This window comes from Rhizobium sp. BR 314, from assembly GCF_047445805.1.
GTDB lineage: Bacteria > Pseudomonadota > Alphaproteobacteria > Rhizobiales > Rhizobiaceae > Rhizobium > Rhizobium lusitanum_B.
On record NZ_JARWLA010000053.1, the window covers coordinates 14,284 to 27,740 of the forward strand.

Genomic DNA, 13,457 nt, shown 5'->3' on the forward strand with positions numbered 1-13,457 from the left:
GGCGCCTTTAACAGTCTCGTTTCAAGTTAGTTTGTACAGATAAAGAACGCGTGAGAAAATGGTCAGTTGCAAGCGTGTTTTATCTGTTTGAGAACGGCCCACCAGACTCGAAATGCGGCTGCGCATGGGTATCGGAGCGTCCGCAGCGACAAACGTGCGCCAGCGGGCTTCCTTGGCGGAAACGCCGGAAAGCAAGGGAAGTTGAGGAGGGGAGGGGAAGCGAATTGGCGGCAAGAGTGCCGTTGGCGTAGTGCCGGCGAGAGGGGAGGTGCCAACCTAGGCTGCGGCCTGTCTTACACCCCCGATACGCAGTACTTATCGGAAGCGATGGCGATAACCGGCAACATCGCCTAGTGACGGACACTAAATATCAGATAGCGTCCGTTTAACAAATCATTTACCATAGTTTCAATGCGTTATGATTTGTCCAAGTTGCCTCTGAACAGCTTGCTGCGGCCGATTTCGGACGCGGCCTCAGCGCTCGCTCGCCTCGACGAGCGCATCGCTCGCTCGGCGGTCGGGTCGGGATTGATCGAGCGAGCGCATTTTAGCGACGCGTGCGCCTCGCTGTGGATCGAGGGCGAACTGGTCCATCTCGAGGACCTGGTGCTTCACGACGCCCATCTCGATGTCCGTGCCCCGACCCATGAGCTGACGATCGCCACCGACGTGCTGCGCAGCCGACGGCGGATCGCCGGGCAACCCGCCGCCTGGGCACTGAGCCCTGACGGGATCAGGATACTCCGCAGTCATGGAGACGATATGACAGCCGGGACTGGTGCGCGAGACGGCGCCGAGGTCGCGTCTGGGAAACCAGCCGCGATTGCGCCGAGCGGGGAGGGGCCTGACACGTCCGATCCACTCGCTGTTGAGATTGCCGCGATGGACGCGGTGTTGGCCAGGTCGGATGCGGCGCTGACAAAGGCAAGCGCGCCGGGACCTATTACCTCCCTCGAAAAGGATGCGCTGGTCTACGATCTTGATTGGGACGAGGACGAGCGGCTGGCGGAATGGCGCGTCGCGGTGGACGGGACCGAAGGCCTGCCGCCGGTGCTGCGCGCGGCGCTGCTGCTCGACGCCTGGAACAGCCTGCAGGTCCTGCAGCACGCCTCGTGGCTTGGCCGGCTGCTGGCGGCCGCGGCGCTGCGGCAAGCGGGCCTGACGACGACGGCGCATCTGGTCGCGATCAATCTCGGCTTGAAATCCATTGCCGTCGAGCGCCGCCGTCATCGCGCGCGAGACACCCGGCTGCTCGCAATCGTCAATGGGATCATTGCGGCTGCGGAATTCGGCCTCAGGGAGCACGACCGGCTGGTGCTGGCGCGGACGATGCTGGAGCGGCGCCTGGTCGGCCGGCGCTCGTCCTCAAATCTGCCGGGCCTGATCGAGCTGGTTATGTCCCGGCCGCTGGTCTCGGCCGGCATGGTCGCCGAAACGCTCGAGGTGACGCCGCGGGCGGCGCTTCGGATCATTGAGGAACTCGGTTTGCGCGAGATGACGGGGAGGGGGAGGTTTCGAGCATGGGGGATCTTTTGATTTTGCTAACTCGAGGGCTGCAACAGTGGTGATGACATGAGCGAACGAACGAAACGACAGCATGTCGTACCCCGGTTCTACCTGAGGCATTTCACACAGGAGGATGGAGAGCTTTGGACCCATGACTGTGTCACCGGGAGTGCTCGCAAGACAACTCCTGAGAAGACTGCATTCGAGACCAACATCTACACGCCGACAGGTGAGGATGGCGCCCGGATTGACGTGATCGAGGACACCCTCGCAAAGATCGAGTCGCAAGCCGCCAAGATCTATCCCGAACTTCTAGCCTTCCGGCCTTTGACACCGGTTGCAAAGCTCGACTTTGCGGCGTTTCTCGCGACCATGTTTGCGCGAAGCCCCGCGCAGCTTCGGCAGTTTGCTCAAACGATGGGTCAAATGGCCCTATGGGGCAGCAGGCATGAAATGGAGCGTGAGTTTCGTCAGAAGAAGGCAAAGGGCGAAATAACGGCTGCGGATACGGCCGTGCGGGAGATACTTCACAGCAACGAAATGTTCACGATGAACGTTGATCGGAGGGTCGGTCTTCTGGCTTTTCAACAAGCCGAGACCTTGATGCATCTGATGGCGCGGATGAGCTGGAGCTTTGAGGTCAGCGAGAAACAACAACTGGTCACAAGCGACAATCCTGTGTTCTGGGTCAAGGGGGGTGGCCCGCCAGATCTGCAGGGTTATGGGGCTGGCCTGGGCGATCGCTTCGCGGTTATACCATTTCCCTTAAGTCCGGGCGTAATACTTCGTCTTGACTGGCGCCCTGAAGGGGCCTGGAAGAAGTTCAAGCTCGAAAGACAGCGTGCAAAGCTCGCAAATCAATACCAGGCTAAACACAAGGAAAGGCTTTTGTTCTTCCGTGACAGCGATCAAGGGCTCATCACACTCGGGATGAAATATAAGGCTCCGGTGAACCAGATTGACATTGGGGTGCCGTCTCCGATGATCGACGTCGTTCGGAAATTGTGAGTCTCACGAATATTCCAGTTGCTCAGGGCATGGGCCGAGACATGAACTGAGCTCGGCTGCGCAGTGCAATTGCATTATCTAAACACTACCCGAAGAGCAATTTAGGCGGTGATTTCACAACCAGCCATTCAACTAGGTTTCCAGACCGAATTTTGAAGCCGCGAGCTCGAAGCGCATCCGCATCTTTGTCGGAAAGCTTGCCCTTGACGCCATGGCTCGCGGTTCCGTCGAAATTCACGACCACAAGTTCGTTGTTCTTTCGGCCGTAGACATGGGCATGGACTTGACCGGCGCCGCTCGCCGGTTGATCGATTCCGATATTGCGATCGAACCGTCCGGAGATCCATTTTCGATCCTCAAACAACTCAAAAATCTTACCGTCCTTGGTCAGTATGATCTCATCCAGGACCGGCCGCGCGTTCAGCTCGGCATTAAATTCTTTAAAGCTTTTCATAAGAGCGTCCGACGTGAGCTATTCTAGGAGCGGCTCGTAAGGTTATCCGTGTTCATATTACCCAATTCTTCCAATGTCGTCGGCATTGCCGGCGGCGCGGGAGCAATCGGTTGAGGAGGCAACACCATTGCCGAGRGGGTCGTCGAAAGTGGAGGGCTTGGCGTAGGAGGGACCGGCGCCGGAGGTGGAACGACAACCTGGTCGATCATATCGTTCGCACCGATGTCGATGGCACGCTCAAGCAGAGCATTGTAGTTGGCCTCGACGAGGCCGGGAGTCTTCTTTTCGTGGTGGAAGCGGATTACGCGGTGCGGATTCCACAGAATGACGTGGCTAATCGCCCCGGAGCGGCCCGGCTTGATGTCGATGAAATTCAGCGACTGCAGAAGCTGCATCCGGCCGCTCCAAGTGTAAACGGCGCGCTGTCCTGTAAAGCCAGCCGCGTGGGCCATCTCCTGATGCTTGGAGACGTTCACCATGGAATTGTCCCAAGTCTCGCACCAAAGGCCCAGATAAGTTGCGGACAGCGGCTTGCCGTTGCTGAGGTCGTCCATGATCTGGAGGATCAGGGGCATAGTCTTCGGGATGGTGGCGAAGCCCTTGTTTGCCTTGCGATGCCACAGCCAGGGTTCTGCGCCAGGCCAGAGCTGTTCACGCTGTAGTAGCTGCTTTTTTGCGATAGTCGATCCGTCTTTTGCCATATCCATTCTCCTGAAAGGTGGGTGGGCCGGTGTGGACCCGGCCCTTTGTCGGCCTGCAAGAGGTTTGGACCCCCTTGCGTCGATGACCTTGTCCATACGGTAGAAGCAAAACACAGTAAAATCAATGACTTAGATATTTACTCATGTAAGATGAGTTTCTAAATCTATCATTTCATATCGCTAGGTTTTCGCAAGATGGTGCATCTTACTATTGCGAGTTGTTACGTCTGTGACGGGGTTTTCCGAATTCGTTAATGATTTCAAACGTTTGCGAGACCGATCATAGTGCTCTCGGTGCTTCATGTGCTCCATTTGCTACACTGTGCTTCATGTCCTCACCGGGATGGTCCGGAAGGGAGATCTATGCCAGCAGCCAGTAAAGCTCTTCCACCGTTAAACGAACGGATGTTCGCTAGCCGGCCGCCTTCTCCCTCTCCGCGATCGGCTTATCCAAGGGAGCGTCTTCGATATTTATCAGGCCCTCTTCTTCCAGCTTCGCAATAGCCAGAAGCATCATCTTCTCCTCGTCTTCCGAGGCGCCGCCGAGGCCGATGGCATTATGGATCTCGCTCGTGAGCCTGCTCGCATTTCATGTCTGTTTCCTGGTCGTGCGCGCAACCGACAGCCTTAGCTCTTGTGCATGACCAGAAATGATCTGAGCGTAAGCTGACACACCACCGCTTTCTGCGCATGATCCCGGATATTGCCTTTCTTGGCCAGCTTCCGGTAGCCATTCTCATTGGCAGCATCGTTCTTCTAATACTCGCTATCGAAAACGAAGCGGCCGATTAACAGTGATTGCTGCGGACATGCTTGTTGGAGGTCTGTCCTTGCCGACGATCCTGAGAACGGCCCGGTCGTGATGGAAATTCAGAAACTCCCGACCAATCGCGTCATCTGCGAAGTGGGTTGATATTTGGGCGTCGGCCGACGCGGTAAGTATACCAGGTGGGACAATGTCCCCCCAGCCTTTGGATTTCCGGAATTCTTTCACGATGATCCCGAAAGGAGGGTGAGCATGGCTGAGCTGCGCCTCGGAATATGCAACGAGGTTGCCGGTGATATCGCACGCGATCAGTCCGTCAGCATCGGCGAAGTGGTCGAACTGTTTCTGCTTCATACCCAGCAAGTCGCGCGACACAGCATTATGGCAGGCTACCGAGAATTCGTCTGCGTCGCTCTTAGGACGGCCGACGACCGCTTGGACGTAACTGAAATCCGTTGGTGTGCCGTCCACCCGCACGACCCAAAATCCTGGGCTCGACCAACCGTCTCCTTTGTTCAACCGCCTCTCAAACCGCTTTATTCCGGCGCCGATTTTTGAGGGACCGTCAGAAACGAGCAGGTCGAAACGCTCCAGAAGCGCCGACAGATCGATGTGGTCCTGATAATCCGATATGTGGTCGCCATCGCGATAGCGCGCTAGCATATCTCGGAAATGCTGCTCAGCAGCCTTCTTGGTCTTCCATACCCGACCGTTCGACAGCTCCACCGACTTTGCCATCTGCTACTCCTTCAACAACGCTTTTGTGAGGACTTTCTCGCGTACCTCGCGGACGACGATTGACGGCAAGCCGATGGCATCCAACTGGTCACGCCGGTCAACGACCCATTGAATACACGCCGCCTCGTCGAGGTCATCCACGGCCACAATCTCGTAAAGCGCCACCGCGCCAATGCGTGACATGCCAAGCTCCATCAATGAGCGCAGGGTCACGGAACTCACGCCAAATTCCAGGGCAACGCCGATATCTAGGTCGCTGTCGATCAGGTCTTCCCGATCTATTGCCTTCAAATGCTGGTTCAACACATCGACATACGCAGAGAAATACCGAGGAGCTAAGAAGCGAGCCGTGCCTTCAATCATCTCGAGCGTATTTCGAATGATGCCGGCCGTATCGACCTCACCGTCGCGGCGTTGTAGATACTCGATCCTCTTGCGTATGATCGTCGGCAAAGAGAAGCCCTTGAGCCACTGCAAGACTGTCAGCGAATGCAAGGGTATCAGCGTTTTCGGCAAGAAGACGGTAAGGACGTTGTCATTGATCCTCTCCATCATGTTCGAAAAGCGGTCATATGCATCATCACTCTCGGATGGTGCAGGCAACAGGTCTTCAGGCGGACCCGGGTAGCTACGAAAGAATTCCAGCAACCTCTGCAACCCGATCAGGCTTACACCGGGGTTTCGAGCGCCAGTGTCGGCCGCGACATCGAGACCTACTGTCGCTTTGGCGAGTGCTTGTTCGAGACGTTGCAAGTTGGCGACGGGCTGGCGCTTCGCCCACGGCGCACCCATCAGAGAGCGATCGCGAATGAAAGCCGTCGTCAAATAGGCGCCCACCTGCTCGAAGGCACGGACCTGCGCGGGGTCAAGGTCCACACCCAATGGTCGCTGTTCAATGTAAGCGGCGAGCTCTTCGAGTTTCGAAAGAGCGGTATCTGTCTCTCGCCGGATCGGATACCGGGTCCGCTGTGGAACGCCGGATGGCCACGCTTTTTCATCGGAAGCGTCGATGCAGATGATGTTACCCTGGAATTCGTCTCCCCATCTGCCAGCCCTACCAGCAAGGTTCCAGAAATCCTGCGGCTCCATGGGCGTCTTTTTGCCTTTGCGGGGACCGCGAACCACAATGGTCCTGCAGGACAGGTTGACGCCCTCTATCAGCGTGGACGTGCAGACGAGAAACTTGAGTTTTCCTGTTTTGAATAGACGCTCAACTTCCAAGCGGATAAGTGAAGGCATGTTTCCGTAGTGGAAAGCGACGCCGGCTTCCACCAGTGGTGCCAACCTGTAGCTTTTGTGCACGCACTTTCGCGCAAGGTCTGCAAGGTCGGCCAGTTCCTGGTCGATCTCTTTCCTTTTCGGAAGCAACTGGCTGATGAGATCCGCGACGTCCTCGGCCTCGGCCGCCCCATTCGCGTAAACAAGCGTGCCGCCCCGCTCACCAATGGCTGCTGCAATGAAGGCCAGCCTTTTCGTCAGGGTGCCTGGCTTATTTGCAAGCGTTAGCGTCCCAAGAGGCAGGTATTCTTCATTGTGCCGAAACTTGAGTGCCCATTTAGCTGGCTTGGCCGGAACTTGATGAGCGACCACGATGTTTTGCAACACGGTCGCCACATCGCTGTCTATCGGAATTGTTGGCGTGCTCTCCGGTGCGTCGTCGAGCAGCACTTCCGGATTCTGTGTGGCAGGGCTTACGAATGTTACACGCATCTTCGGGCTTGATCGGAGCAGGCGCTCAATGGCGTCCTGCAGGATGACACCGCGCTGTGGATCACCGATCTTGTGAGCCTCGTCGACGACAACGAGATCGATGTCGACACGCTCGTGCAACAGGTTGGCCAGAAGATGCAATCGCTCTTGGGTGAAGACGAAGACGCATCGCTTGCCAGATTTCTCCGCGGCAGCGTATTTCTGCGCCGAAGGAAGTGACGAGATCTCGATATCGAGCCCGGACTGAGCGGCGACATCAGCCAGAGACGACTCGATTTCCGAGACAAGAGCGCGCGTCGGCGCAAGGTAGACCGCCCGCCGGATCTTCTCGGTTGCTATACAATCGACAAGCCACTTCAAGACAAGGAAGGTTTTGCCAGATGCAGTGGGTGCGGAGGCAGACAGCCAAGCCCGCTCCTGACCAGCTGCGCGCCAGAACTCAAGTTGAAATTCGTTGACTGGCAAGCGCTCGCCCGTCGCCTCCAAGAGGATAGAGCTCTCGAGCTGCTTACGTTGGTCTTCAATTCTGAGCGCGACGCCGAGCCTTGCTTCCAGATCCGGCTTTAGCCGTCCGCGCTGCTCAGCCAAAACCACCGAACGGCGGTTTGACAGCTTATCAAACAACACCGCGGCTGCGTCGCGAACTGGATCTGAAGTCGGAAGCAACATCGCTCCGGTCGCGATGCGAAGGCTTGCTTCGCGGTGCAGACGCTTCTTCGAGCGCGAAAGGATGCTCGCGGCGAACAGCAAACGCTGCCAATCAAACGTGACATCCGCCAGCGCTTGCTCCTGAGCTACATTGTCGAGCTCCAGAAGAGTGGTGACCAGGCCAAGCGTTTGTAACTCGCTGCGCAACGACGTCTCGTAAAGCCAATCTTGAAGTTCGGTTTCAGACATCAGCGCCCATCGCCTCAAGGAACGCTTCTCTGAACTTGTCGACGGAAGGAAGCGGCAGGCAGAGAAAATGGATATCGAAATGCTGAAGCTTCTCTGCGGCCAGCCTTCGTCCTACCGATGTCGACCAGACTTTCAGACCTTTCTTTGCGGCGTCCACCATATCCTCGAGTACACCTGGTCCATCGTCTTCAGGGTAGAAATCTGCATCAAAGCCAACCAACGCTACCCCGCAGTATTCGACTCTGTTCGAGAGTGGTGAACTCGTGTCGAAGAAGCGACGGAAGGCGCCCGACAATTCCGGATCGCCGAGGTCCGCCTTATCACTCAAAAGCATCAAGTCGCGCTCTCGGGATGATCCAAGATGGTCTTCCTCAATCAAAAATGGCGCCAGGGAACTGAGGCAGTCGCGAATTGCGTCAGTGGGATCCTTATAGACCTTGGATTCGCCCCAGAAGAGCTTCAATTTCCCGTCGTCAGAAACCGATGCATAGACGCCGTCGGCGCCATGATAGTGCATCCGGCTGTCAGTCTTGAGATCCATCTTGCAGAGGACGTGCGGGATACCCAAAAATCGCTCTGCCAAGAGGAACAAGAGCATTTCGCCTCCCTCGCCGGTCTTGGCCAGATCGGTGAACACCGCTCTTGCTTTTTCGTGCAACGCTGCGATTGCCGATGTGGATCGGAACTTTGCATCCCGCTGCCTTGCCTCTTCAATGCGTGTCCGAGGGATGGCGTAATCGGCAGCTGCATGGCGCATGAATTCGGCGAGCCGCTTCAGCTTTACCTTGCCGTTTCCATCAGTCGCCAAACAATGGCAGTACACCGTAACCTTGTGGCCATCGATTACAATGTCACGTTCGACGAGATGTAAATGAACGCCCAACTCGTCTGGATCGCCCGATAAAATTGCGTCAAGCACTTCACCGGTGATCTCTGCCATGTTCCCCCACCCTAAAGAATCATTTGCAATTATATTGCGAATCAATCCGAGGCACTGCAAGTGTAGGGAGGCTCGTGAAAGACATTTGGCCTTATGACGTTACATTTTTCCGACCTATTCTTTTCGAGAGAGCGACTCGGCTACGATACGGTCGTTGAACCATGACGAACGCATCAACGAAGAAAAAGGTTAAGCTGACTGTCATGGAGACGGTTTATCCGCCTATATCCAGCCAAGAGGCAGTATGGCTCCAGCACGTTCCCGAGGTCGAGGAGCTCTGGCGCGGGAGTGACTTTTACATGATCGGCGGTCGCGCCGAGGCAACTTTCCGGAACGTTGCCGTCGACGCCGATGCCCACGTGATGACGCTGGATTTCTTTGTCGGCGACGACTGCGTCGATGCAGTTGCCCTCAATTTGCGCGCGCTCCCCGGCGTTGCCGCAGCTCCAAGCAGTACCTACTGGATAGAGGCCGGCAATAAGCTGATACGACTCTGGGATGGGCCGGTCGACGAACCGGGATCGACAGTCCTCGAATGGTTCACGACGGAAAAGTTAATCTGGGATCGCTCACGCGGACGTTCCGGCATCACCGGTTTCGAGCGCTACACAAAAGCGGCCACCTATGATCTGCTCTATGTGGGTATCGCGAAGGTCGGCGACAGCTTCGACCGCCTCATCAGCCGCGGCCACAAAGCGCGCATGGAGATCCTCTCCAACGAACCGCAACGATACCCTGGCGCACGCGTTTCGGACGAGATTATGCTCTTCCTATTTCGCGCTCAGCCATTGATCATGACCACTTTCGAACCGGACCACGACTTCGAAAACGAGGACTTCAGCGGGGCTTACGATCACAAGCGTATCGTCGCCGATGCCGAGAAGGCCTTCGTCAGCCTCCTGAAACCGCAGTACAACGTCGTGAAGTTCGCCAATTACCCGAAGGGCGCAGACGGTTTGCACGGGTCCGACTATGTCCGATACGGCTACGTCATCGGTGAAAGCATCACGTTTAACACGGCACATGGTCAAATGTCGGGAGCGCGAGATCCTCTCACTGGCTCCCATACCAGCGAAGCGGACAGCATCTTCGTCGAAGGTGACACAGTCTCTCTCTTCATATCCGGCGTCGACTATCCTTCGGGTGGCAAGGAAGCCTTGGCAAGCGAACCGCCGGCCGATTGAGTATCAGGGGCGCCAATACTGGGTATCCGAGTGAGCAACCCACGTCGCTTTAAAGTGAAAACGAGCGTTTGGGGATATGAAAAACTTGAAGTTCGGCTGAACCGAGTTTCGAGCGTCAAGTAGAGACGAAATTGGAACTGACCACATGAGTTAGCCGTTGGGGGCATGGAATGCGCATCGTCTTCATCGAGATCGAGAACTTCAGAGGCATCAAGAACCTTACATGGGCCCCCGCCGCCGGTATGAACTGCCTTATCGGGCCAGGCGACTCCACCAAAACTACGATCCTTGACGCAATCGAGCTGTGCTTAAATCCGCGTTCGTTTATCTTCGCAGACGATTGCGATTTCTACGATTTGAATATCAAAGATCCCATACGGATCATCATCACGCTGTCTGGGCTCCCTCCCAGCTTCATCACTGAAGATCGCTACGGCCTTCATTTGCGCGGTTGGGATCCAGTGGCCGCAACGATCATCGACGAGCCGGTCGTAGGCCTCGACGAGGCTCTCTCTATTATGGTCGTAATCGACCAATCGCTCGAAGCGCGATGGTCCATTCACAACGATCGTATAGACGCTGCCGAGATCGATCCGCCGACCGTAARGTACAAAGACGCCAAGCAGTTGGCCACCAATCGGCTAGGCCCTTTCGCCGAAAGGCATCTCGGCTGGGGCCGAACGTCAGTGCTCACACGTATTGGCGAGGCGGGCGAAGGGTTCAGTCTTCAGCTCGCAGAGGCGGGCCGCGCGGCCCGCATGTCTTTCAAGGCGGCAGATCAAGGTGTCTTCAAGAAAGCCGTGGACCGCGCCGAAGAACTCAGCAAGCTGTTTGCGGTTCCAGTTCGAGGCAAATTTACTGCTGAACTCGACGTCCAGGGTGTCAGCCTCACGTCTGGGGGTATTTCACTTCATGACGGCAGTCTCCCCCTACGCCGACTGGGCACGGGTTCCGCCCGCTTGCTGGTGTCGGCCCTGCAACATGACGCAGGCCCACCTCACATCGCGATCATCGATGAGATCGAACACGGCCTAGAGCCGCATCGCGTCGCGCGCCTCCTTAAATACTTGAAAACGCCCAAGACGAACGAAGGCGCCGGACAGCCTCAGATATTCGCCACGACGCACTCGCCGGTCGTCATTCGAGAGCTAACCGCCGCGGACATCTTTGCCGTCCGCGCAAAAGGCGGCACCACGACGGTCGCCTCAGTCGCAGCGACGGCGAAAGACCCCAACACCGCACAACGACATCTTCGAGGGACGCCCGAAGCGTTCCTCGTTCGCAAAGTCATCGTAGGTGAAGGCCGGACCGAGCAAGGCCTCGCACGCGGTCTGGACGATTGGTGGCAAACGCTAGAGCAGGACTCCTTCGCTTTGCAAAGCGTCGTCGCCATCGATGGCGGTGGCAAAGACAACGCGCCGCTCGTCGCCGAGCACCTCCGGGATCTCGGCTATGACGTCTTCCTCCTTCTTGATTCCGATGAACCACCGAACCAAGACGCGCTAAAAAGAGCCAAAGACAAAGGGGCAGTCGTCCATCAGTGGCCGGACGAATGCTCGACGGAAGAACGGCTCTTCCTTGACCTACCCTGGGAAGGTGTTCGCGCTATGATCAAACTCGCTATCGACTTCAATGGACAGATCAGCGTCATGGCCGTCATGGACAACGCCTTGTCCGCCGCCGGTCAGCCAACAGCCACCGACGCGAAGCTGGGCGGTGACCGTGATTCTGAGCAAGTGCGCCGCGTTCTCGGCAAGGTCGCGAAAGATAAAAGCTGGTTCAAGGACATCACGCGGGGAGAGCGGCTCTCCACCGTGATCGGGCCAAACCTCACAGCCATCCCCAAAACGCCCCTCGCAAAGGGTATCGTCGCGATACGGAGCTGGGTCGATGGCGGATGATCAAGAAATTTCCCGGCTCGCCGCCGGCATCCGCCGTGGGAGCATCGTCGCCGCCGCTGGATGTGGCAAGACCGAACAGATCGCTCTCGCCGTTGCGATCTCCAGTCGGCGACGGCTGATCCTCACACATACGCATGCCGGCGTGGACGCAATCACTCGGCGGATGAAGAAATATCGCGTTCCGAATGACAAGTACCGCGTCGACACCATTGCTGGCTGGTGCCTGAGGTTCGCCGCTTCATTTCCGCAGCGCTCGGGGATCACTGCGACCGTTCCGACAACAACCGCGGAATGGGACGGCGTCTATTCGGCCGGAGCACGCCTCCTCGACAGCGGCGCAGTCGACGGCGTGCTGATCGCTTCATATGGCGGCTGCTTCGTCGATGAATACCAAGATTGCACCGTGCAACAGCATCAGGTCGTTGAACGTTTGGCGAACCTTCTCCCGACATGCGTTTTTGGCGATCCGATGCAGGCGATCTTCGACTTTCGCAATCAGCAGCCCGTCGACTGGACCACTGACGTCTTCCCCACATTCGCACGTGCTGCAGAGCTGCTTACGCCCTGGCGTTGGAAGAGGGAGAACAACGAGGAATTGGCTGAGTGGCTCGGCGCGGTTCGCGCCGGACTGGAGCGCAACAATCAGATCGACCTGAGCTCCCGACCCAAATGCGTGACCTGGAAGGCATTGCCCGCTGACGCCAAACTTCACCAAAAAACGGTTGTCGGCCAGTGCCTCGAGGCGATGGACGAAAACGACCTCGGCAACCTCATCGTTATCGGCGACAGCGTCAGCGAAAATCGCAGATCCGCCCTTGGCAAGAAGCTTGCAAAACAAGGCTTCTCAAATATCGAGGCCGTTAGCTGCAAGACGCTGCATTCGGCGGCGCGCACAATTGACGCCACGACCGGCGTCGCGCGCCTGAAGTTACTGCTCAACTTCGCCGCCAAGTGCATGACTGGCGCCGACAAAGCAGAGCTGAATAAGGCCATCGACGCTCGCCAACAGGGCCGGCGTCGCGGTCAAACGAAGTTTGGCTTTCTTTTCCCAGCAATTGACGACGTCGTCGCCACAGGCGGAGAACTGGCCATGCTGGCGTTTCTTCAGGGAATGCGGGATCGGCCTGACGCTCATCTCTATCGACGCGAGATGTTCTACGCGATGCGAGACGCCCTGCAGAACAAGGCGGCCCGCCAACTCGCCACTCTTAGCGACTCTGTATGGGACGTTCAAAATCGAGTTCGCCATGCAGGTCGGCGGCTAGGTGATCGCAGCATCGGAAGCACTCTTCTGGTCAAAGGGCTGGAATTTGACCGTGCAATTATTGTGTCTTCGGAAACCATGACTAATCGGGACTGGTACGTGGCTCTCACTCGCGCCACGAAGACCATGCGCATTATTTCCATTTCTGAGAAGTTGATCGTGTCCCATGGAGTGGTGTAGCTTGATTTCATAGCCATCGGTGATTTCCGGTAGGGTCGGGTTGCTTAGAGCCAACCTGAGGGACACCACCGATGACCGACGACATGATGAACCTGCGCTCACTCGTTGAGAAGAGCGCTGATGCCGATTTGCTGCGGGAGATGATCGGCTTTGCTGCCGAGAAGCTGATGGCGCTGGAGGTCGGCACGAAGACCGGCGCGGCCTATGG

Annotated in this window: 10 protein-coding genes and 1 pseudogene; 6 read left to right on the forward strand and 5 right to left on the reverse strand. The window is 57.0% G+C overall.

The genetic code is table 11. The annotated features are described in order from the left end of the window. The first annotated feature begins 411 nt into the window (after positions 1-411). A complete protein-coding gene (locus QD461_RS33765; RefSeq protein ID WP_028753533.1) occupies positions 412-1,536 on the forward strand; it encodes an RHE_PE00001 family protein in 1,125 nt (374 codons plus the stop codon). A gap of 36 nt (positions 1,537-1,572) precedes the next feature. After that, on the forward strand, positions 1,573-2,514 hold the full coding sequence (locus tag QD461_RS33770; protein ID WP_028753532.1) for a DUF4238 domain-containing protein: 942 nt from the start codon (positions 1,573-1,575) through the stop codon (positions 2,512-2,514). An 85-nt stretch (positions 2,515-2,599) separates the two neighbouring features. Here the strand turns inward: QD461_RS33770 and QD461_RS33775 are convergent, their stop codons facing one another. The 5 genes from QD461_RS33775 to QD461_RS33795 all read right to left on the reverse strand — a co-directional run bounded on the left by QD461_RS33775 (position 2,600) and on the right by QD461_RS33795 (position 8,720). Then, complete coding sequence (locus tag QD461_RS33775; RefSeq protein ID WP_028753531.1) at positions 2,600-2,968, reverse strand: hypothetical protein; 369 nt, start codon at positions 2,966-2,968, stop codon at positions 2,600-2,602. Positions 2,969-2,991: 23 nt separating this feature from the next. Next, complete coding sequence (locus QD461_RS33780) at positions 2,992-3,669, reverse strand: hypothetical protein (RefSeq protein WP_414091317.1); 678 nt, start codon at positions 3,667-3,669, stop codon at positions 2,992-2,994. A 766-nt stretch (positions 3,670-4,435) separates the two neighbouring features. Beyond that, a complete protein-coding gene (locus tag QD461_RS33785) occupies positions 4,436-5,173 on the reverse strand; it encodes a DCL family protein (protein WP_028753530.1) in 738 nt (245 codons plus the stop codon). Between the two features lie 3 nt (positions 5,174-5,176). After that, positions 5,177-7,780 (reverse strand): DEAD/DEAH box helicase, encoded by a 2,604-nt coding sequence (locus tag QD461_RS33790; RefSeq protein WP_028753529.1) that lies wholly within the window; start codon positions 7,778-7,780, stop codon positions 5,177-5,179. Further along, entirely contained in the window at positions 7,773-8,720 is a 948-nt protein-coding gene (locus QD461_RS33795; protein WP_028753528.1) for a DUF1837 domain-containing protein, read from the reverse strand. The genes QD461_RS33790 and QD461_RS33795 overlap by 8 nt, the downstream gene beginning before the upstream one ends. A gap of 161 nt (positions 8,721-8,881) precedes the next feature. Between QD461_RS33795 and QD461_RS33800 the strand changes: the two genes are divergently transcribed. From QD461_RS33800 to QD461_RS33815, 4 genes and pseudogenes are all read left to right on the forward strand, one after another. Next, complete coding sequence (locus QD461_RS33800; protein ID WP_028753527.1) at positions 8,882-9,904, forward strand: hypothetical protein; 1,023 nt, start codon at positions 8,882-8,884, stop codon at positions 9,902-9,904. Positions 9,905-10,074: 170 nt separating this feature from the next. Beyond that, positions 10,075-11,805: an ATP-dependent nuclease gene (locus tag QD461_RS33805; protein ID WP_414091318.1), complete on the forward strand. Its 1,731-nt coding sequence runs from the start codon at positions 10,075-10,077 to the stop codon at positions 11,803-11,805. Continuing rightward, positions 11,795-13,249, forward strand: coding sequence for a UvrD-helicase domain-containing protein (locus QD461_RS33810; RefSeq protein WP_414091319.1), 1,455 nt, complete (start codon positions 11,795-11,797; stop codon positions 13,247-13,249). The genes QD461_RS33805 and QD461_RS33810 overlap by 11 nt, the downstream gene beginning before the upstream one ends. Before the next feature lie 71 nt (positions 13,250-13,320). Next, positions 13,321-13,457 (forward strand): annotated as a pseudogene (locus tag QD461_RS33815) (IS256 family transposase); the annotation flags it as partial.

Coding starts and splice junctions, on each gene's coding strand:
- QD461_RS33810 (WP_414091319.1), top strand. CDS start 11,795: ATGGCGGATGATCAAGAAATTTCCCGGCTCGCCGCCGGCATCCGCCGT.
- QD461_RS33765 (WP_028753533.1), top strand. CDS start 412: ATGCGTTATGATTTGTCCAAGTTGCCTCTGAACAGCTTGCTGCGGCCG.
- QD461_RS33770 (WP_028753532.1), top strand. CDS start 1,573: ATGAGCGAACGAACGAAACGACAGCATGTCGTACCCCGGTTCTACCTG.
- QD461_RS33785 (WP_028753530.1), bottom strand. CDS start 5,173: ATGGCAAAGTCGGTGGAGCTGTCGAACGGTCGGGTATGGAAGACCAAG.
- QD461_RS33790 (WP_028753529.1), bottom strand. CDS start 7,780: ATGTCTGAAACCGAACTTCAAGATTGGCTTTACGAGACGTCGTTGCGC.
- QD461_RS33795 (WP_028753528.1), bottom strand. CDS start 8,720: ATGGCAGAGATCACCGGTGAAGTGCTTGACGCAATTTTATCGGGCGAT.
- QD461_RS33800 (WP_028753527.1), top strand. CDS start 8,882: ATGACGAACGCATCAACGAAGAAAAAGGTTAAGCTGACTGTCATGGAG.
- QD461_RS33775 (WP_028753531.1), bottom strand. CDS start 2,968: ATGAAAAGCTTTAAAGAATTTAATGCCGAGCTGAACGCGCGGCCGGTC.